The sequence below is a fragment of the Enterobacter sp. I4 genome (assembly GCF_022669095.1).
GTDB classification, from domain to species: Bacteria; Pseudomonadota; Gammaproteobacteria; order Enterobacterales; family Enterobacteriaceae; genus Enterobacter; species Enterobacter pasteurii.
In genome coordinates this window covers 628,722-646,980 of record NZ_JALBUO010000001.1, presented here as the reverse complement: position 1 = coordinate 646,980, position 18,259 = coordinate 628,722, and the positions used below count along the sequence as shown (strand labels likewise).

At 55.2% G+C, this 18,259-nt stretch carries 17 protein-coding genes and 1 tRNA gene; 6 read left to right on the top strand and 12 right to left on the bottom strand.

The genetic code is table 11. The features are described from left to right. Nucleotides 1-12: 12 nt before the first annotated feature. From MOQ06_RS03065 to MOQ06_RS03055, 3 genes are read right to left on the bottom strand one after another with little or no spacing between them, the layout of a single operon-like run. Entirely contained in the window at nt 13-531 is a 519-nt protein-coding gene (locus tag MOQ06_RS03065) for a 2-oxo-tetronate isomerase (RefSeq protein WP_148418572.1), read from the bottom strand. Between the two features lie 11 nt (nt 532-542). Further along, nucleotides 543-989, bottom strand: a complete 447-nt coding sequence (locus tag MOQ06_RS03060) for a YetF domain-containing protein (RefSeq protein WP_148418571.1) — start codon at nt 987-989, stop codon at nt 543-545. 9 nt (nt 990-998) lie between these two features. Then, nucleotides 999-1,502: a hypothetical protein gene (locus MOQ06_RS03055; RefSeq protein ID WP_242170877.1), complete on the bottom strand. Its 504-nt coding sequence runs from the start codon at nt 1,500-1,502 to the stop codon at nt 999-1,001. Nucleotides 1,503-1,641: 139 nt separating this feature from the next. Between MOQ06_RS03055 and MOQ06_RS03050 the strand changes: the two genes are divergently transcribed. Both MOQ06_RS03050 and MOQ06_RS03045 read left to right on the top strand, forming a co-directional pair. Then, the gene (locus tag MOQ06_RS03050; RefSeq protein WP_148418569.1) at nt 1,642-2,031 is read left to right on the top strand and encodes a YdeI family stress tolerance OB fold protein; all 390 of its coding nucleotides are present in this window, start codon (nt 1,642-1,644) and stop codon (nt 2,029-2,031) included. Nucleotides 2,032-2,092: 61 nt separating this feature from the next. Further along, nucleotides 2,093-2,977: an SDR family oxidoreductase gene (locus tag MOQ06_RS03045; protein WP_242170858.1), complete on the top strand. Its 885-nt coding sequence runs from the start codon at nt 2,093-2,095 to the stop codon at nt 2,975-2,977. A 33-nt stretch (nt 2,978-3,010) separates the two neighbouring features. Here MOQ06_RS03045 and MOQ06_RS03040 read toward each other — a convergent pair whose 3' ends face one another. After that, on the bottom strand, nt 3,011-4,993 hold the full coding sequence (locus MOQ06_RS03040; RefSeq protein ID WP_242170828.1) for an alkyl sulfatase dimerization domain-containing protein: 1,983 nt from the start codon (nt 4,991-4,993) through the stop codon (nt 3,011-3,013). Nucleotides 4,994-5,162: 169 nt separating this feature from the next. On the opposite strand from MOQ06_RS03040, the gene MOQ06_RS03035 reads away from it, so the two are divergent. Further along, entirely contained in the window at nt 5,163-5,561 is a 399-nt protein-coding gene (locus MOQ06_RS03035; protein WP_242170825.1) for a hypothetical protein, read from the top strand. Nucleotides 5,562-5,619: 58 nt separating this feature from the next. Here the strand turns inward: MOQ06_RS03035 and MOQ06_RS03030 are convergent, their stop codons facing one another. From MOQ06_RS03030 to MOQ06_RS03010, 5 genes are all read right to left on the bottom strand, one after another. Further along, nucleotides 5,620-6,231 (bottom strand): outer membrane beta-barrel protein, encoded by a 612-nt coding sequence (locus MOQ06_RS03030; RefSeq protein ID WP_242170822.1) that lies wholly within the window; start codon nt 6,229-6,231, stop codon nt 5,620-5,622. Between the two features lie 100 nt (nt 6,232-6,331). Beyond that, nucleotides 6,332-6,961, bottom strand: a complete 630-nt coding sequence (locus MOQ06_RS03025) for a winged helix-turn-helix transcriptional regulator (RefSeq protein WP_148418565.1) — start codon at nt 6,959-6,961, stop codon at nt 6,332-6,334. Nucleotides 6,962-7,024: 63 nt separating this feature from the next. Then, nucleotides 7,025-8,200: an outer membrane protein transport protein gene (locus MOQ06_RS03020; RefSeq protein ID WP_242170819.1), complete on the bottom strand. Its 1,176-nt coding sequence runs from the start codon at nt 8,198-8,200 to the stop codon at nt 7,025-7,027. 197 nt (nt 8,201-8,397) lie between these two features. Beyond that, complete coding sequence (locus MOQ06_RS03015; RefSeq protein ID WP_242170816.1) at nt 8,398-8,748, bottom strand: hypothetical protein; 351 nt, start codon at nt 8,746-8,748, stop codon at nt 8,398-8,400. A 19-nt stretch (nt 8,749-8,767) separates the two neighbouring features. Then, on the bottom strand, nt 8,768-9,385 hold the full coding sequence (locus MOQ06_RS03010) for a LuxR C-terminal-related transcriptional regulator (protein WP_242170788.1): 618 nt from the start codon (nt 9,383-9,385) through the stop codon (nt 8,768-8,770). A gap of 334 nt (nt 9,386-9,719) precedes the next feature. Between MOQ06_RS03010 and MOQ06_RS03005 the strand changes: the two genes are divergently transcribed. After that, nucleotides 9,720-14,099, top strand: a complete 4,380-nt coding sequence (locus tag MOQ06_RS03005) for an autotransporter outer membrane beta-barrel domain-containing protein (RefSeq protein WP_242170783.1) — start codon at nt 9,720-9,722, stop codon at nt 14,097-14,099. Between the two features lie 180 nt (nt 14,100-14,279). After that, nucleotides 14,280-14,924: a LysE family translocator gene (locus MOQ06_RS03000; protein ID WP_242170767.1), complete on the top strand. Its 645-nt coding sequence runs from the start codon at nt 14,280-14,282 to the stop codon at nt 14,922-14,924. A gap of 162 nt (nt 14,925-15,086) precedes the next feature. Here the strand turns inward: MOQ06_RS03000 and MOQ06_RS02995 are convergent. Further along, nucleotides 15,087-15,160: transfer RNA gene (locus tag MOQ06_RS02995), tRNA-Gly, on the bottom strand. 80 nt (nt 15,161-15,240) lie between these two features. Further along, a complete protein-coding gene (gene actS / locus MOQ06_RS02990) occupies nt 15,241-15,981 on the bottom strand; it encodes an amidase activator ActS (protein ID WP_242170764.1) in 741 nt (246 codons plus the stop codon). Nucleotides 15,982-16,144: 163 nt separating this feature from the next. Here actS and idi point away from each other — a divergent pair, with 163 nt between their 5' ends. Beyond that, a complete protein-coding gene (gene idi, locus MOQ06_RS02985; RefSeq protein WP_176609544.1) occupies nt 16,145-16,687 on the top strand; it encodes an isopentenyl-diphosphate Delta-isomerase in 543 nt (180 codons plus the stop codon). A 47-nt stretch (nt 16,688-16,734) separates the two neighbouring features. Here the strand turns inward: idi and lysS are convergent, their stop codons facing one another. Continuing rightward, nucleotides 16,735-18,252 (bottom strand): lysine--tRNA ligase, encoded by a 1,518-nt coding sequence (lysS, locus tag MOQ06_RS02980; RefSeq protein WP_176609543.1) that lies wholly within the window; start codon nt 18,250-18,252, stop codon nt 16,735-16,737. Between the last annotated feature and the right edge of the window lie 7 nt (nt 18,253-18,259).

Sequence of the window (18,259 nt, the reverse complement as noted above, 5' to 3'; positions counted from 1 at the left end):
TTCCCCCTTGCTTTAGCCGTTATCCCAGCCGGATAGCTTCTCAATCAGTTCAGACAGCGAATAACGCACCGCTTTTTCGACAACGTCCTGACACTCGCCGGAAAACAGCACGGTGCTGGTTTCCGTCTGCCCGCGAAAGCTCCAGCCAAAGCAGACCGTCCCGGCCGCCGTGCCGTCGTCTCCGCCTTCCGGACCGGCATAGCCGCTGATGGCGACGCCGATATCCGCCCCGGCTATGTCGCAGATGTTGGCTGCCATCTCGGTAACGGTTTCTTCGCTGACGGCGGTGAAGCGCTCCAGGGTTTCGGGCCGCACGCCGAGGATCTTCTGCTTCGCCGCATCGCTGAACACCACCATGCCCACGTCATAAAATTCGGCCGTATTTTCCTCCGCGCAAAGGGCGACCGCCAGGTTACCGCCGGTACACGACTCCGCGGTGGTCAAACGCAAACCTCTGTCGGTAAGCGTGCTGGCGAGCTTTTTCGTCAGCTCGCCGATTGTGGTGTTGTTATCGTGAATAAGGTTGCTCATGCCGTTGCCCCTTAACTCTTTTCAGGAATAATGGAAATATGACCATTACGTTCAAGAATAGCGTACTTAATATCTTTAAACTCGGTTATGCCGTGATTCTGGCGTGCAGAAACCAATATATCATCGCAGGATACATCGACTTTCTTCAGCTTATCCGCAATGGGAATACCGTTCTCAACCAATATTACCGGCGTGCCATCAAGAACATTCTCAACCGAGGAGGAATATTTTTTTATCAGGCCGAAAATTATATCTACCACCACCAGCGTTGTTATTGTAATCATCGCCCCGGTGACGGAAAAATCCTCGCCAAGCAGCGCCTGCTGCGTAGCCTCGCTGATAATTAACAGCAGGATAAGATCGAAGCTGGTCATTTGCAGCAGGGCCCGTCTCCCGGCAACTTTAAACACGATAACCAGAAACAGGTAAATTGCCAGGGCACGAAAAACCATGTCCATATTCGACTCCTACGGATAAATAAACTGCCAGAAGCGAATATCTGGCTCGCTGTTTACGCGGATGCTGTTTGTCCACTTCCCAGCTTTTGTCGGCGTGATGAATAACAAAACGGTAAATTTATCGTTTTGCTGTAAGCGATCGTAAACGAGATACAGGGTATTTCCCCGGCTGTACATGCTGTCCGGCTGCGGCCAGACGCTGCCAGGCTCATACACGTCGCTGCCTTCGCTGGTCAGGCTGAGGGTGTATTGACCGGCGGACGTTACCGGGAAGGAGAGCGCCATCCGCGACTCGGTTTGCCGACGCCCGAAGCGTTCATACTCCAGCGTCAGGGATTTGGCCGCGTTTGTTTTTTCAACGTCGCTTACCGCACCGCTGGAAAACAGACCGGCAATCGCCGCCACGATAATAGCTAACAGCACAATAAAACCGACCTGACGAAATGCATACTCAAACGTCAGTAAACGATTACTTTCCTTTATCCCGGGCACTTTTTCATTTTTTGGTTCCATGGCTGTGGTCACCGTTTCGCTTAATTGCCGAAATTTATGATTTTACTGCGCAAATGCTTTTAAGACTTATCACATTTGCCACATAAAGGAATAGCAACAATACTTAATAAGTCAAGACATGCAAAATGAAGGATATCAGATGAAATTATCAGCCATTTCAGCTTTGTTAATATTAATAATCCCTTCTGCATGGGCAGATAATAACGGCGGGTTACAAAAGGGAGAAGCGCCTCCACCGCCGCACGCGCTGGACAGCGGTTATCGCGGCACCGACGACGCGCGCATTATGACCATAACGCAGGCGAAAGAGATGCACGATGGTGCTTCTATTTCACTGCGCGGTAATCTTATTGACGGGAAGGACGATAAATACGTATTCCAGGATAAAACCGGAAAAATAGACGTTATTATCCCGAAAGCGGTATTTGACGACAGAACCGTAGAGCCTGACAACATGATCAGCATTAGCGGCTCGCTCGATAAGAAATCAACACCGCCCGTTGTGCGAGTAGATCGCCTGCAAAAATAATTCAGCGAAGCGTTAACGCTGTAACTATCCATCAAATCTCACCCCTAACAAGGAGTTAGCTATGAGTGATAATGAACAACGTACGAACGCTTACCCAACGCCTCCTTTCCCGGAACAGCCGCAGACGCCACCGGGTCTGGCCTCTGAAATGGAACCTGTTCCCGATCACGGCGAAACAAGCTACAAAGGGCATGGACGGCTTAACGGTAAAAAAGCGCTCATCACCGGGGGCGATTCCGGCATCGGACGCGCGGTGGCTATCGCCTATGCCCGCGAAGGGGCAGACGTCGCCATCAACTATCTGCCTGAAGAGGAAGAAGATGCGGCTGAAGTCATCGCCCTGATTAAAGCCGAAGGGCGCAATGCCGTCGCGCTGCCGGGCGACGTGCGGGACGAAACCTTCTGTCAGAACCTCGTGGAGCAGGCCGTCAGCAAGCTGGGCGGACTCGACATTCTGGTGAATAACGCAGGTCGCCAGCAGTATCGCGAGTCGCTGGAAGAGCTGACCACCGAAGATTTTGACGCCACGTTCAAGACCAACGTTTACGCGCCTTTCTGGATCACCAAAGCGGCGCTGCGCCACCTGAAAGCACCTGCGTCCATTATTAATACGTCTTCTGTTCAGGCGGTACAGCCTAGCGCCGTGCTGCTCGATTATGCTCAGACAAAAGCCTGTCTGGCGGTATTTACCAAGGCGTTAGCAAAACAGCTGGGTCCGAAAGGGATCCGCGTCAATGCGGTCGCGCCAGGGCCATACTGGACCGTGCTGCAGCCGAGCGGCGGTCAGCCGCAGGAAAAAGTGAAGCATTTCGGCGAGAGTACGCCCCTGGGGCGTCCCGGCCAGCCGGTTGAAATCGCGCCGCTGTACGTGACGTTAGCCTCTGACGAATGTTCGTATACCTCCGGGCAGGTGTGGTGCTCGGACGGGGGCGATGGGACTATCTAAAGCAAAAGGCTGCGAAAGCAGCCTTTTTTACGTTTAAGGGGTGACGACAGGAAACCAGAAACTGAAGCTCCCCATGCAGCGCAGCATTTCATCCACCTTTGCGGCATTGCCGGCGATCGTCACCTCACCTGCCTGCTGCGCCTTTTTCAGCGTGGTCTCCCTGAGGATGATCCTGTTCAGCGTCTCGCGGCTGAGGGTTATGGTCGCGTCCGGATCTTTCGCCAGCGCGTTGGCGCTATGATTTAGCACGCCGTTCTCCAGCTCCAGCCTGTACGTTCCGCCTTCACGGCCTAAATCCACGTTAAAGACCCCTTTCGCATTCGCCGCCCTGACGCCGTTAAGGTGAACGCCGAAGTAATCAAAAATCATCTCCGTCGACATGGCGCGGACCGCATCCGGGCTGGCGGTTTTGGGCGTCGGCATTTTCTTTACGCCGTAACGCAGCTCCTGCGCGCCGGATAAATAGGCGTTACGCCACGGCCCTGACTCGGCCTGATATCCCAGCTGTTCGAGCGCGTCCGCTTCCAGCTCGCGCGCTGCCTTATTATTCGGATCGGCAAAGACGACCTTACTCATCACCTGCGCCACCCAGCGGTAATTGCCCCGGGCATAATCAATACGGGCTTTTTCAAGGATCGCGCTGGCTCCGCCCATGTAGTCGACATACTTTTTCGCCGCGTCCACCGGCGGCAGTTCATCGAGCGACGCCGGGTTGCCGTCGAACCAGCCGAGGTAGTAGACATAGGTGGCTTTGACGTTGTTGCTCACCGAACCGTAATAGCCGCGGCCTGCCCAGGATTTCGCCAGACCGTAGGGCAGCGCGAAGTTAGCGGCGATCTCATCCCGCGTCAGCCCTTTATTGGCCAGCCTCAGCGTCTGGTCGTTGATGTAACGGTAAATATCCCGCTGGCTTTTCATCAGCTTCACCACGTTTTTATTACCCCACGTGGGCCAGTGGTGCTGCGCCATGATGATTTCCGCTTTATCTCCCCACCGGTCAATGGCGCTATTGATGTACTTCGACCACGCCAGCGGATCGTGAATTTTGGCTCCGCGCAGGGAGTAGGTATTGTGCAGCGTGTGGGTAACGTTCTCTGCGGCTTCAATGAGCTTTTTCTCTTCCAGATACCAGAGCATTTCTGACGGCGCTTCCGAACCCGGCGCCAGCATAAAGTCATAGGTCAGGCCGTCGATAACCGCTTTCTGGCCGTCTTCGGTAATATAGTCGGTGGGGGCGATCAGCGTCACCGTACCGGCAGAGGTGGTGGTTCCGAGACCGGCCCCCACCTGGCCTTTCGCGCCGGGCTGTAGCAGGTTGCCGTGGATATAGCTGGCGCGGCGGCTCATCGCATTCCCGGCCATGATATTTTCCGATACCGCTTCTTCCATAAAACCAGCGGGGGCGTAGACCTTCACTTTGCCAGACGCGACGTCGGCTTCATCGACTACGCCACGCACGCCGCCATAATGATCGACGTGGCTATGGGTGTAGATCACCGCCACCACCGGACGCTGACCACGGTATTTAGCGTAAAGTGCCATGCCCGCTTTGGCCGTTTGGGCAGAGACCAGCGGATCGACTACGGCGATCCCTTCTTTCCCCTCGATGATGGTCATGTTCGACAGATCGAGGTTACGGATCTGGTACACGCCCTCCGTCACCTCAAACAGGCCGCCGATATTGTTCAGCTGGGCCTGACGCCAGAGGCTAGGGTTGACGGTACCCGGAGCTTTTTGCCCTTCTTTGATAAAAGCGTATTGCCGTGGATCCCAGATAACGGTGCCTTTTTCGCTCTTAATCACCGCCTGTGGCAGCGGGGCAACAAAGCCTTTATGTGCATTCCGGAAATCGGTTTTATCAAAGAAGGGCAGCTGGCCATACAGCGCATCGTTGTTTGCTTTCGTATGGGCAGTGGCTTCCTTCGCCTCCTTTTTTGCCAGAACAGGCAAGGTGGCCAGCGAGGCCGATAGCAGACCAGCAACGACCATTCCACTAACGAGAGTTTTAAGCTTCATATATCCTCGAGATGTCATATTCACGCTGGTGGCGTATGGGGGAAAGGAGGCTATCACCTGGCTTTTTTTTTGCCTAAAGAAAGAACGTTTATAAATAAACAACATTATTCTTCAGCTGCTACCGCCGTCAGGGATAATAATGCGTCATTTTATTTCCCGGAGTTATTCGATGAAGAGCCTGCCTCTCTTTTTGGCTATATTTAGCCTGAGCACATTATCAGGATGTAGTTCTCCCCCGCCGGACAAGGTGGAACAGATTAACCATCTGCAAATCCCGCTGGTGCTGCCGGGAGAAAAACCGGCTGCGACAGATATTTCTCATATTGCGTCGCTGTATCAGGATAATAAGCAGCAGATTGATACATTAACGCACGCGCTGAAATCAGAATATCTTCAGAACACGAGCGCAAAAGAAATTTTTGTTTCGGACAGTGCCGTTCAGCGCGTTTATGCCTCGCTGACCAAACTGGAACAATTAGATATGGTTAATCAGCAGTACCTGAAGGATAAAAACATAACGGGGCTGCAGAATATTCATATCGTACTTAAGCCGCTTATGGCCGGCTGAACGTAAAAAACCCGGCATTCTGGCAGCCGGGTTTTTATTCGGGGACCTGTCACGCGCTTCAGTCGTACTGACCGAAGCGATAGCTTAGCCCTGCGGTGACGGAGCTCAGGTCGCTGCTTACGCCAATCTGGTTAGCGTTACCCACATTGCTGACCCACTGGTCCTCGAGACGGCCAGCCCAGCTCTTGTTGAACGCGTATTCAGTACCGACGGCGGCAAGCGGGCGCACGCCTGTTTCAAAACGATTGTGACCACTTACATCGGATTCAGCACGATAGCCCATCGCACCGGCACGACCGTAGATATCCCAGTCGCTGCTCAGCGCGTAGCTGGCCTTCAGGGACATTTGCAGGCCCTGCGCCTTCATCTGCGCTCCCGCACCGTGCTGGCCTTTTATCTGCATATTGCCTAAATAATCATAACCGCCTTCTACCGCAAGCCACGGGGTAATCTGGTAACCCGTATAAACTCCGCCACCAACATTATCATGGTCATAATCAAAGTGGTCGGAATGAGTATTATCCTGCGCTTTTGAACCCGTACTGGTATCAAAATAGTGGGACCAGCCGAATTTCGCTCCGCCATACCATGTGCCCGCATCTGCGGCGGCAAACGCGGAAGTAGCGGAGAATGCGCTAACCATAACCAAAGCGATAACTGTCTTTTTCATAAATATACCGTTTACTTGATAAAGATAAACTTCAGGAAGCAAACGATATAGAAAAATAACGGCAGCGTTAATTTGATTTCTGTTTAATTTTAAATTCCCGCTAGAATGACTCGGGCAAATGCCGGACTTCAAGCAGATATCCACCGCGCTTAAAGGCGATATACTCTCCCTGCTTAAGAGCGGACAATACGTTGAGAATACTGCTGCGTGAAAGCAAAGTACGATCCTGAATGTATTCCAGAATAGTGGTGCGCATACGCGCCTCTTCAGGGAGCAAAATCATCTCCTGAAGATGGTTACGAATAACGGAATAGGTACGCTGCTGTAGTACCTGGGCATCGCGGAATATTAAATATGCCGTGTGGTATGAAAGCAGCGCCGCGACATCTTCCCAGACGCCCCTGGCGCGAAACAGCGCTGCCGCCTCGTCCGCGTCGATACGCAAAATGGTCGACTCCCTCTCCGCACGCAAAAAATGCCCCTGCGTGGGCTGGATCATCTCCGCAATGCCAAACAGATGCGGCTCGTAGACGGTTACCACCACCAGCCCATCGGAGGCGCGCAGCAGCGACAGCTCCCCTTCGAGAAAGAGATACATCTGCTGCTTCCCTTTCCGTAACCAGGTGAGGCGCTTGCGGGGGACCACTTTCACCTTCTCCGCTATCGGCTCAAGGATAGCGGTCAGTCTTTCGATAGAGCGTTCTGGCCGAACGGGCGGTAAAATATGCATGGCGCAACCTTCCGACATTAAGTACCTGCCATTATAGACCATATATTTTAAGCGGTTAGCAGATCAAAACTGATAGCTATAGTTAACGCTGGCAAACCAAAGATAAGGATGGTCGTAGCTTCCGGCAAAGATATCCGGCGATTTTACGCGCGATGACTGCATGTGAAGATACGAGACGGCAACACCAATATTGCTGGCCGGGGTGATCTGATACTGCGCCCCCGCACCGAACCGCCACTCATCGCCGGTAGGTAAGGTTAAGGCCACATCGCTTTGGGTTTCATACGGCGAGCTGTCAAACGCCACGCCGGCGTTGAGTCGCCACTGGGCGGTTGGGCGATACTGTACGCCCGCCGCGCCGTGCCAGGTATCCTTCATCCGGCTGACATTATTCAGCCGCTGGTCACCCACGACGATTTGCGGTGCACCGAACTGGCTCCAGTCCTGCCAGCCAAGATCGCCCATCATCGACCACTGAGCGTTTATATCGTGAACGAGGCTGAGCATAATTTGCTGCGGCGCTCGGACCTGTGCCGATACCGGCAGATCGTATGCACCGCCTTGCAGCCGAGCTTTACCGTCAATATTGAAGCGATAGTCCGTCTCGCTGTTCCATGTAATACCGGCCCGCGTCTGGTCAGTCAGCTGCATCAGCAGCCCGAGCCGATAGCTCATGGCCCAGTCCTCGTCATGCTGCCGATAGTCGTTATCGTTGACGTTGCGGGTCAGCGAGAAGTATCCGTAATTGACGTTGGCAGAAGCCCCCAGCGAGAGGCGGTCGTTGAGCTTATAGGCCAGGGACGGGCTGAGCGTCATCGCCACCATGGTACTCTTTTTGATCAGCCTGTCGCCCGCCCAGCTGCCGTAATCGATCCCCAGGCCATAGTTGCCGTAAAGCCCGATCCCGGCATACAGTCTATCGGTCATTTTCTGGCTATAGAAGGCGCTGGCATTCGGAATGGTTTTCATCACGTCGCCGGGGCTTTGATGGGCATCGTTATCAAGCTGGTTATCGATGGACCCATCCATCACCTGTAACCCACCGGTCACCATATGCTCCGGTAACCGCGTCATGCCGGCAGGGTTGGTCATGATGGTGGAGGCATCCTGCGCGCGAGCCGCCTGCCCCGCGCCGGCAAGCGCGGTATCTTCGGTGCCAGCTTCATAAAAATAAAGAGCGCTGGCATGAGCACTGGAGGAGGCTAACAGGCCAGCGCACAGGAGGAGTCGTGTTTTCATCTGCGATCCGGGAAATAAAGAATTTGCCGACAGATATAACAGGGGGAAAAGCGTCCGTAAAAAGAAAGGGGGTTTAATTTTAAATTATCGGAGACAGAAGCCGGGCGGATTCAAAACCTCGCAGCCCAGCGCGCGACGAAAGCCATTCTCAAGAAGAGCATTGAGAAACGAGGTGAATAGCCCGTAAATTCTGGTAATTAGCTCAGAACGTGCTGCTGGCTGCGAAGATAGGCTTCAATCGCCATCCACTCCGTCAGTCGCTTATAGAGCAGCAACAGCCTGCCCGGCAGGACAGTGACCAGCTGCTGTTCCGCATCACCCTGCATCGCGCCGTGAGAGTGCCTGTGGCCGATTTCGCGACAGAGCATGTTGGTTAAAGACAGGAGCTGATAATAATCCCTGCGCAACACCCGTGGCATATCATGCAGGGTTATGTGGCACAAGCACTCGCTATAAATACGCTCCTGTCGCGCTTTAATCTCCGCATCCTCTGCAAGAATCAAGAGCGCGGCCTCCAGCCTTTTTTGTACGGCAATCATTTTATCCATTTAATGAGCCCCTTGCGGCTTATACGCTGTGGTCGAATTTTTTATAAAGCCCGGTCAAATTTGTGACCGCGAATTTTCGATAAATATTGCGCCGATGGTGGCTGACGGTTTTGCCCGTCAGATCCAGGTAGCGCGTAATCTCTTTATTCTTTTTCCCTGACACAATATAAGGCAGCAGCATCGTTTCCATTCGCGTCAGGCGTTTTTCTTTTTCAAGGTGGTGCCAGCGGCTATTTTTGACAATCGTCACCTGCTGATCCTCAAGCGCAAAATGGGCAAGACAGGCGCTAATTTTACGTACGGCGATTTTACAGTCGATGGTGCAATCCGCAATGGTATTAATAAGAATATTTTCTATCGTGCTGTCATAGCAGACGTCGCGGGTAACAAGAATAAAATAGCTGTTCTCGTAGCGATTTTTAATTTCCAGCAAACTGTTCAGCACGCTGATATCCGACTGGCCATAATCCACCAGGACAGCTTTAGCGCGCAAAAGCTCCTCTTTTTTTACATGTTTAATATCATCTATATACAGCACCTTTTTGAATGAAGGTGCCTCAATCCTCATGCTTTCTGCCAGCGCGGCAAAGCCCTGCCTGAAATATCTACAGGATGTCACAACTATAATCATCGCCATTACCCTATCATCACTGTGGATATAAATATAATCAGTGAGAATCTATTTAATTTCAATTACTACTTTTCGCGAGATTATAAGAATATTCCTAAGCAATAAGAGGCAATTCGTGCGCTTCCTCGCAAATTACCGCAATTAGTTAAATTATTCACATGCAATTACAGCGGGATATATTTGCTGATGAGACTTTTCCAATAATGAGTAGACCAATCTGACCTTAAGCCATATTCCCGTGTGTTATGCTACAAAATGTAACGAAGGATTAATTCGTGTATACGTTTTTATATTTGCGTAAGCGAAATAAACGGCGTAGCGCTATATAGAGGGAATTAAAATGACGGAATCATTTCAACTGACGAAAGTCGCCGCAAGTATGAGCATGATATTAGGTGGCAGCCTGATGCTGGCACCATCGTTTGCCAACACCTGCACTACCTTTTCAGCCGCCGGAACCTGCGGATTGACCGAATACCAGATGACCTCGAAGGAGTATCCCGTGCCGACGGCCTGGTATTTTACCCAGCCAACCCAGGATGCAGCGATTAACGGTCAGGCCAAAAAACAGAATATCTATTTCGCCAGCGGCAGCTCTTCCCGTCAGGCAAGCGACGTGCAGCAGCTTAGGGTGGACGGCGCGGATCTCAGCGGGTATTACATCAACGCCAGTAAAAACGGCTCGGCCGCGATAACCCTGGCCAACAACGCTAAGGTAGACTGGCTTGAAGCCGGGGGCGCAACGACCCACACCAAAATCATTATCGATGACTCTACCCTGAACGGCGCCAGCGCCCAGGTGGATTACGATAAGACCGCCAGAACGCCGACGTTCTCGAAAAATTATGCTAGAGGCTACGCCATTTACCTCTCCGCCGGCGACAATGGCAACACCGATATTGATATCCAGAACGGCAGCGTTATTAACGGCAAGATCCTGGCCGGCGGGGCGGGAACACACGATATTACCCTGCGCGACAGCCGCATTCAGGGCGGCAGCATTCTGCTGAGCTCAACCAAAAACGACAACACTATCTCCGTTATAAACAGCAGCATCGACACCACCGGTGCCGTGACCGCCACGGACAACGCCATCAATATCACCAACGGCTCAACCCCCGATAAAACGCACGCGGTGACGATTGATAACAGCCGCATCACAGGGTCGGTCAATATTGCCAGCACCGGCAGCACCAACGCGCTGAGCGTTAAAGACTCCACCATTAGCAAAACGATCCAGGCCGACGGTAACGCCGTGACGATGAAGAACGGCGCGACCACCCTGCTGACCCTGGACAACAGCGAGGTGAGCGGCCATGCCCTGCTGTCCGGTACAGGAAGCATCACCGCCTCGCTGGCCCAGGCGCGCCTTCACGGCAATCTTACCGCCAGCAAGGCGGCACAGGTTGCGCTGGAGATAACCGCCTCGACGCTGGACGGCATCCTCGACGCCAGCGCGGGCAGCGACGCCGCCCTTAACGTCACCGACTCCACCCTCGGCAATTCCGACCAGGCCGACGGCACTGCCCTGAGCCTGAAGGGGGAGAAAACCGCCGTTCTGACGCTGAGCAAAAGCGGCGTGAACGGCCATACCCTGCTGGAGGGCAGCGAAAGCGTCTCTGCCACGCTGGATAACGCGCAAATCAGCGGCAACCTTGTCGCCAGCGGCGCGGCCAGGACGACGCTGGATATCACCCGTTCGACCGTGAAGGGCAACATCGAAGCAGGCCAGGGCAGCGTGGATCTGCACCTGACCAACAGCACCCTCGGCGGCGACGTTAACCTCGCCAGCGACGACCAGACGGCAAGCGACGTCTGGCTGGACAATAGCCGCGTGGCGGGCCACCTGTACGGCGGCGGCGCGGCCAGCACCCTGCATCTGGCCGCTATGCCTACCTTTGAGGGAGCCCAGTTCAGCCGCTTCGGTACCCTGGAGGTGACCGGCGATACCGTTCTGAACGGCGGCTTTACCAATAATAACGTCGGATCGGCCCTGACCGTAAAAGGGAACACCGTCACCGCTCCGGTGCGGCTGAGCAGCGGCAAGCTCACCTTCAGCCACACCCGGCTGGTTGCCGATACGCTGGCGCTCAGCAGCGGAGCCTCGCTTGATCTGACCAACCACAGCCAGCTGCAAACCCGCGCCGACCAGCTGTTCAACGCCGCGGCCAGCTCCACCGAACCGGTGAAATACAACGATACCGGAGCGCGCACCCACCTTACCGACAGCACCCTGATCCTGACCGATGCCGCCTATCAGCTGGATTACGTAAAAGGGGTAAACGGCCTGCTGGGCCAGAGCCAGGGGAACGCGCTGGTGATGCTCGGTACCCTGCAAAACCCCGAGAACGCCAGCGGTACCGCCAGCGTGATCGACGCCGCCATCACCGGCGCGGTGCTGGCCAATACCCAGGTCACCTCTGCTAAAAACCAGCTCTACATCGGCGCGGAGAGTGCCCCGTCCGACCAGGCCATCGCCGTGCCTACGGGCTTTGGTGCCTCGCAGCTGCGCTTTGAAGGAGAAGGCAAGACGTCGGTGACCATCGGCAACGCTCAGACGCTAACCCTGACCGGTGCGGCGGGCGCCCTGATCGAGGTCGCCGGCGCGCCGCAAACCCCGGTTGCCGTAGCGGTTAATAACGGCACGCTGAATCTCGGCGTGGCGGCCATGCAGGACGTAACCGCGCACCTGACCGGCACCGTCACCATCGCTCCGCAGGGCACCATGAACGTCGTTGCGGGCGACCATACCCTCACCTCCGGCGGCACGGCAGCGGGGATCGTCAGCAGCGGCCTGCTCAACGTGGCCCATCAGGCCACCCTGCACGCCGACGTGGCGCTACAGGATCAGGGGCAGCTGACCGTAACCGGCGCGCTGCTTGCAGGCCAGCTTACCGCCGCCGAAGCGTCGCAGATCGCGGTTGGTGACAGCACCGCCGCCGGGTCGCTGATGGCAGAGCGTCTTGATCTTCAGGGTGCCCGGCTGTTTATCGACCCGGCCTGGACATCGGGCGGCACCCTGGCGGATGCCTCCCGGGTGGCAAGCGGCGGCAGCGAGGTTAACGGCCGCGTAACCGTGGGGCAAAACGCCCTGCTGGTGCTGGGGGATACCTCCACCGCCGTGGCCGAAGCGCGCTTTGCGGACAGCGGACTACGCTGGGGTGAAAACGCCATCACGGCGGCGGTCTCCATACAGGCGCCGCAGTATCTCAACGCCGCCCAGGGCGGGCTGCGGGTTGACGGCGCTCTGACCGGCAGTTCAGCCGACCGTGACGCCGCCTTTAACAGCGTCGATTTTGCCGATCGCTCTCTCCTGATGCTCAGCACCAAAGAGATGACCAACGGCCAGGCCGCGCTGAATGCCACCGACGGCAGCCTGAGCGTGGCGGACAGCGCCGCGCTTTATGTCGCAGATGCGAAGGCCAACCAGACCTATGCGGTTGCCAGAGGCTTTAGCGACGTCAGCATCGCCGGAAACGGCTGGCAGAATGAGAACCTGCTGCTGAACAAACTGCTTACGGCCACGACGCAGGAGCGTGATGGCGAGGTGCTGGTCACCACCCGGGCACGCGCCGCACAGGACGTCCTGCCGGGGGTGGTCACCGCACACGCGCTGGATCGGCTTATCGCCAGCGGGGAAAACTCACGCACGGCCACCCAGGCAGGCGCACGTTATCTGTCCGTTGCCATTGATACCCCGCAGGCGAGCGTGGAGGACGTGGTGAGAACCGTTAACAGCGCGGCGCAAATCGCGACGGCGGGAGGCGTGCAGCATAATACCTGGGCGGCGGGCAGCGCGGCGGTGGATGCCGTGATGGAGCGTAACTCCGTCGCTAACGCGGCGCTGCAGCCTGCAGACACCGACGCCAGCGTCTGGGTTCACGCTCTTTACGGCAACCCGCGCAGCAGCGACCTGCGCGCCGGGAACCTGAGCTACGGGCAGGACAGCAGCTTCTACGGCTTAATGATGGGGGGAGACAAGGCCTGGCAGACCGATCGCGGTACGCTGCGCAGCGGCGCGGCGTTTCATGCCGGTAACGGCGACAGCGATTCACGCGGTGACGTCAGCGCTACCCATAATGATTTCAGCTTCTGGGGCATAACCCTGTACCAGAACTGGAATCAGGATCGCTGGAACCTGACGGGCGACGTCAGCCTGACCCAGACCAGCAGCAACGTTGACCAGAAACAGCCGGGCTGGATGGAGGCGGGCAGCAAGCTGAAGGCAAACGTGGACGGAATGCTGTTCAGCGCGGGCGTTCGGGCCGAGTACCTGATCGAAACCAACGTGCTGGATATCATCCCCCATGCAGGCGTGCGCTATAACCAGCTCACAACCGATGCCTTTGATACCAAAAACAGCCAGGATGAACGCGTCTTCCATACCGATAAAGGCACGCAGACAATCTGGCAGTTCCCGGTAGGTGTGAAAGTGGCGAAAGCCTTCTCGCTGGATTCAGGCTGGACGCTGAGCCCGCAGGCCGATGCTACTGTGGTCGCCGTCAGCGGCGACAGGGAGAGTCAGAACACCCTGCATACCGTTGGCATTAGCGCCAGCGATACCATTCGCGCTGAGATTATGGACGACACCGCCTTTAACGGCCAGCTGGGAATAAAAATGCAGAAACGCAACATGACGTTCGGCGTGGGATATAACGTTAATGCCTCTCAGCACGACACCAGTCAGACCGTGAGCGCTACCTGGTCGCTCGCCTTCTAAACATAAAAAGCCACATACTCAGGTATGTGGCTTTTTGATGTATCTCTTTCAGAACGCCTATGTTTAGTCACGTTATGGCGCTGGCATACGTACGCGCACAAGAATACAAACCCATATTTACCGCATAAAAATTCAGTGCTAGCATGAGAGATCTTACTCTTGTGTTATCTGGAGCTGGCTATGCTGGACATAACTCATTTCGGGCTTTTTGCCCTGTCTGTACTCCTGCTTTCCGTTACCCCTGGGCCTGATATAGCCTACGTGGTCGGTCAAAGCGTGGCGAATGGTAGACGGGCGGGAATTATCTCTGCCGCCGGGGTTGCATTAGGTAGCTGTACGCATGCGGTTGCAAGCGCCGTAGGGTTAACCGCACTGATCGCAGCGTCGCCGATGATGTTTACCGTTATTAAGTATCTCGGTGCAGCTTATCTGGTGTATCTCGGCAGTAAGATGATTTTGGGAACCCTGACGAAGCAAACCTCGGATCGCAGCGAAGCAGACGCCGTTAAAACAAAAGCGACCCATGCGAGTCTGCTCACTAAAGGTTTCATAACCACCTTAACCAACCCGAAGGTGCTGCTGTTCTTCATCTCTTTTTTCCCTCAATTCGTTTCACCCGGTGGCGAGCACAATGCGGCTTCTTTTCTGGTCCTGGGGATGACCTACGCGCTGATCGCTTTTATGACTGATTTAACGTTCGCCGTGCTTGCTGGTAGTGCCGCTGGCGCCGTTTCACGAAACAGAAAGCTGCAGAAATTGCTGGATCGAATTGTTGGCGTAACATTTATTGGGTTAGGTCTACGACTGGCGATGACTCGCCGTTGAGAATAAGGGCGAACAGACCTTTACTCCTGGGGCTATGAAAATTATGCCACAAACCAACCCCGCAGCTGATGCGGGCGTAGAACAACAGATCGTTTCAGCAGTACTTGCTAAAGCAGGGCGACATTACTCACTGATGAATGAAAAGTGGATATACCTGGAGAATGGAGCGGGCGAAGGGAATCGAACCCTCGTATAGAGCTTGGGAAGCTCTCGTTCTACCATTGAACTACGCCCGCTTTGAGGTGCGTAAGGCATTATAGACCTTACGCTTCTTCATACAAGCCTCTGCGTCACTAAGTGGCGATTAAATAATCACTTAGCACTTCGGTTTACTGCCCTGCGCAGGAAGATAACGTTGCGGATCGATGGCCGTCGCCTTGTAGCGGATCTGGAAGTGCAGCTTCACCGTATCTGTGCCGGTGCTGCCCATGGTCGCAATCTTCTGCCCTGCCTTCACGTTCTGGCCGTTGTTGACCAGCATCGTGTCGTTATGCGCATAGGCCGTAATATAGTCCTCACCGTGCTTAATCATGATCAGGTTGCCGTACCCGCGCAGCTGGTTGCCGACATAAACCACCTTCCCGGCGCCGGAGGCATAAACCGGTGTGCCGCGCGCGGCAGCGATATCAATGCCTTTGTTGCCGCCTTCAGAGAGTGAGTAAGGGGCCACGACTTTTCCGCTCGCAGGCCAGATCCAGCAGCGCTGTCCGACCGGCGGCCACGATGATTTTGGAACCTGGTAGGATGGCGTTACCTTAGCCGTTTTGCGCGTTGAGGACTTTTTACCTGAGGATGAACCGCCGTTAACCTTGAGTTTCTGCCCTATCTCAATGGTATACGGTGGGGAGATGTTATTCAGGCGTGCCAGCTCCTTCACGCTGGTTCCCGTAGCGCGTGAGATACGGTAGAGCGTATCCCCGCGCTTAACGGTATACACTGCACCAGAATAACTGCCCATATCCGAAGATTTACTCCCCGAGCATCCCGCCAGAAACAGCGTCAGCGTCAGGCAGAAAACGGCAATGATGGGATTTCTCGTCAGGCTTCCTGCAAACAAAACAGCTCCTCGGTCAGCGTGAATGGCGCACTATGATAGCAGCCCAAACTGATGCGGGTCATGCCCTTTTCCGCTCTGCGGGTCAAACCGTTCGCATAAGAATGCAGTATAATAAACCCGCTGATGGTGCTAAACCATTTGGCATTTTGGCACTGGAGCATCAATGAGTATTCAAGAACACGTTATATTGGTAAATGACCAGGGAAAGGTGATTGGCACTCAGGAGAAATACGCCGCGCATACGTCACACACCCCGCTACACCTGGCCTTCTCTTCGTGGCTGTTTAACGCTAACGGGCAATGCCTGATTACCCGGCGCGCCTTAAGTAAAAAAGCCTGGCCCGGCGTATGGACCAACTCTGTCTGCGGCCATCCGCAGTCGGAAGAACAGACAGAGCAGGCGATAATCCGCCGCTGCCGCTTCGAAGTCGGCGCCGAAATCACGGACATCACCCCCATCGCACCGGAGTTCCGCTACCGGGAAACCGACCCGTCCGGGATCGTTGAAAACGAGCTTTGCCCGGTCTATGCGGCACGCGTCACCGGTCCCCTCACCATCAACAGCGACGAAGTGATGGAGTACCAGTGGGTAGATCTGGACGCGCTGTTCCTTGCCCTGGACGCCACGCCGTGGGCGTTCAGCCCGTGGATGGTACAGGAAGCGAGCACCGCGCGCGAAAAGCTCAGGGCCTTCGCGGCGCAATAAAAAAGCCCCGGCGGGAACGCGCGGGGCTTTTTTTACGTCTTAATGGCTTATTTCACCGGACGCATCGCCGGGAACAGGATCACGTCGCGGATGGTATGGCTGTTGGTAAACAGCATAACCATACGGTCGATACCAATACCCAGGCCAGCCGTCGGCGGCAGGCCGTGTTCCAGCGCGGTTACGTAGTCTTCGTCGAAGAACATCGCTTCGTCGTCGCCCGCCGCCTTCGCGTTAACCTGATCCTGGAAGCGCTGCGCCTGATCTTCTGCATCGTTCAGCTCGCTAAAGCCGTTGCCGATTTCGCGGCCACCGATGAAGAATTCGAAGCGATCGGTGATTTCCGGGTTCTCGTCATTGCGACGCGCCAGCGGAGACACTTCAGCCGGATATTCGGTAATGAAGGTCGGCTGAATCAGGTGCGCTTCGGCAACTTCTTCGAAGATCTCGGTTACGATACGGCCCAGACCCCAGCTCTTCTCTACCTTGATACCGATGCTTTCGGCAATGGCTTTTGCAGAGTCGAAGTTATCCAGATCCGCCATGTTGGTTTCCGGACGGTATTTCTTGATCGCTTCGCGCATGGTCAGCTTTTCGAACGGCTTGCCGAAGTCGAACACTTCTTCGCCGTAAGGCACTTTGGTCGTGCCCAGAATGTCCTGCGCCAGCGTACGGAACAGAGATTCGGTCAGCTCGATCAGATCTTTGTAATCCGCATACGCCATATAGAGTTCCATCATGGTGAACTCTGGGTTATGACGCACGGAGATACCTTCGTTACGGAAGTTACGGTTGATTTCAAACACGCGGTCGAAACCACCGACCACCAGACGCTTCAGGTACAGTTCCGGCGCGATACGCAGGTACATGTCCAGGTCCAGGGCGTTGTGATGGGTGATGAACGGACGGGCAGAGGCACCGCCAGGGATCACCTGCATCATCGGGGTTTCCACTTCCATAAAGTCGCGTTTAACCATGAACTGGCGGATACCGGCCATGATCTGGGAGCGAATCTTGAAGGTCTTGCGGGATTCATCGTTAGAGATGAGATCCAGGTAGCGCTGACGATAGCGCGCTTCCTGATCCTGCAGGCCGTGGAACTTGTCCGGCAGCGGGCGCAGGGCTTTGGTCAGCAGACGCAGCTCGGTGCAGTGGATAGACAGTTCACCGGTTTTGGTTTTGAACAGCTTGCCTTTCGCGCCCAGGATATCGCCCAGGTCCCACTTCTTGAACTGCTCGTTGTAGATGCCTTCCGGCAGATCGTCACGGGAGACGTACAGCTGAATACGGCCGCCAACGTCCTGTAAGGTCACAAAGGACGCTTTCCCCATGATACGACGGGTCATCATACGGCCAGCCACGGACACTTCAACGTTCAGCGCTTCCAGCTCTTCGTTCTCTTTACCGTCGAAGTCTGCGTGCAGTTGGTCTGAGGTGTGGTCACGACGAAAATCGTTCGGGAACGGCACGCCCTGCTCGCGCAGCGCTGCCAGCTTCTCGCGGCGGGTTTTCAGTTCGTTGTTAAGATCGACTACCGCGTCAGCGCCCTGTGCTTGTTGTTCAGACATGTTGGTT

Coding starts and splice junctions, on each gene's coding strand:
- MOQ06_RS03065 (WP_148418572.1), bottom strand. CDS start 531: ATGAGCAACCTTATTCACGATAACAACACCACAATCGGCGAGCTGACG.
- MOQ06_RS03060 (WP_148418571.1), bottom strand. CDS start 989: ATGGACATGGTTTTTCGTGCCCTGGCAATTTACCTGTTTCTGGTTATC.
- MOQ06_RS03055 (WP_242170877.1), bottom strand. CDS start 1,502: ATGGAACCAAAAAATGAAAAAGTGCCCGGGATAAAGGAAAGTAATCGT.
- MOQ06_RS03050 (WP_148418569.1), top strand. CDS start 1,642: ATGAAATTATCAGCCATTTCAGCTTTGTTAATATTAATAATCCCTTCT.
- MOQ06_RS03045 (WP_242170858.1), top strand. CDS start 2,093: ATGAGTGATAATGAACAACGTACGAACGCTTACCCAACGCCTCCTTTC.
- MOQ06_RS03040 (WP_242170828.1), bottom strand. CDS start 4,993: ATGAAGCTTAAAACTCTCGTTAGTGGAATGGTCGTTGCTGGTCTGCTA.
- MOQ06_RS03035 (WP_242170825.1), top strand. CDS start 5,163: ATGAAGAGCCTGCCTCTCTTTTTGGCTATATTTAGCCTGAGCACATTA.
- MOQ06_RS03030 (WP_242170822.1), bottom strand. CDS start 6,231: ATGAAAAAGACAGTTATCGCTTTGGTTATGGTTAGCGCATTCTCCGCT.
- MOQ06_RS03025 (WP_148418565.1), bottom strand. CDS start 6,961: ATGCATATTTTACCGCCCGTTCGGCCAGAACGCTCTATCGAAAGACTG.
- MOQ06_RS03020 (WP_242170819.1), bottom strand. CDS start 8,200: ATGAAAACACGACTCCTCCTGTGCGCTGGCCTGTTAGCCTCCTCCAGT.
- MOQ06_RS03015 (WP_242170816.1), bottom strand. CDS start 8,748: ATGGATAAAATGATTGCCGTACAAAAAAGGCTGGAGGCCGCGCTCTTG.
- MOQ06_RS03010 (WP_242170788.1), bottom strand. CDS start 9,385: ATGGCGATGATTATAGTTGTGACATCCTGTAGATATTTCAGGCAGGGC.
- MOQ06_RS03005 (WP_242170783.1), top strand. CDS start 9,720: ATGACGGAATCATTTCAACTGACGAAAGTCGCCGCAAGTATGAGCATG.
- MOQ06_RS03000 (WP_242170767.1), top strand. CDS start 14,280: ATGCTGGACATAACTCATTTCGGGCTTTTTGCCCTGTCTGTACTCCTG.
- idi (WP_176609544.1), top strand. CDS start 16,145: ATGAGTATTCAAGAACACGTTATATTGGTAAATGACCAGGGAAAGGTG.
- lysS (WP_176609543.1), bottom strand. CDS start 18,252: ATGTCTGAACAACAAGCACAGGGCGCTGACGCGGTAGTCGATCTTAAC.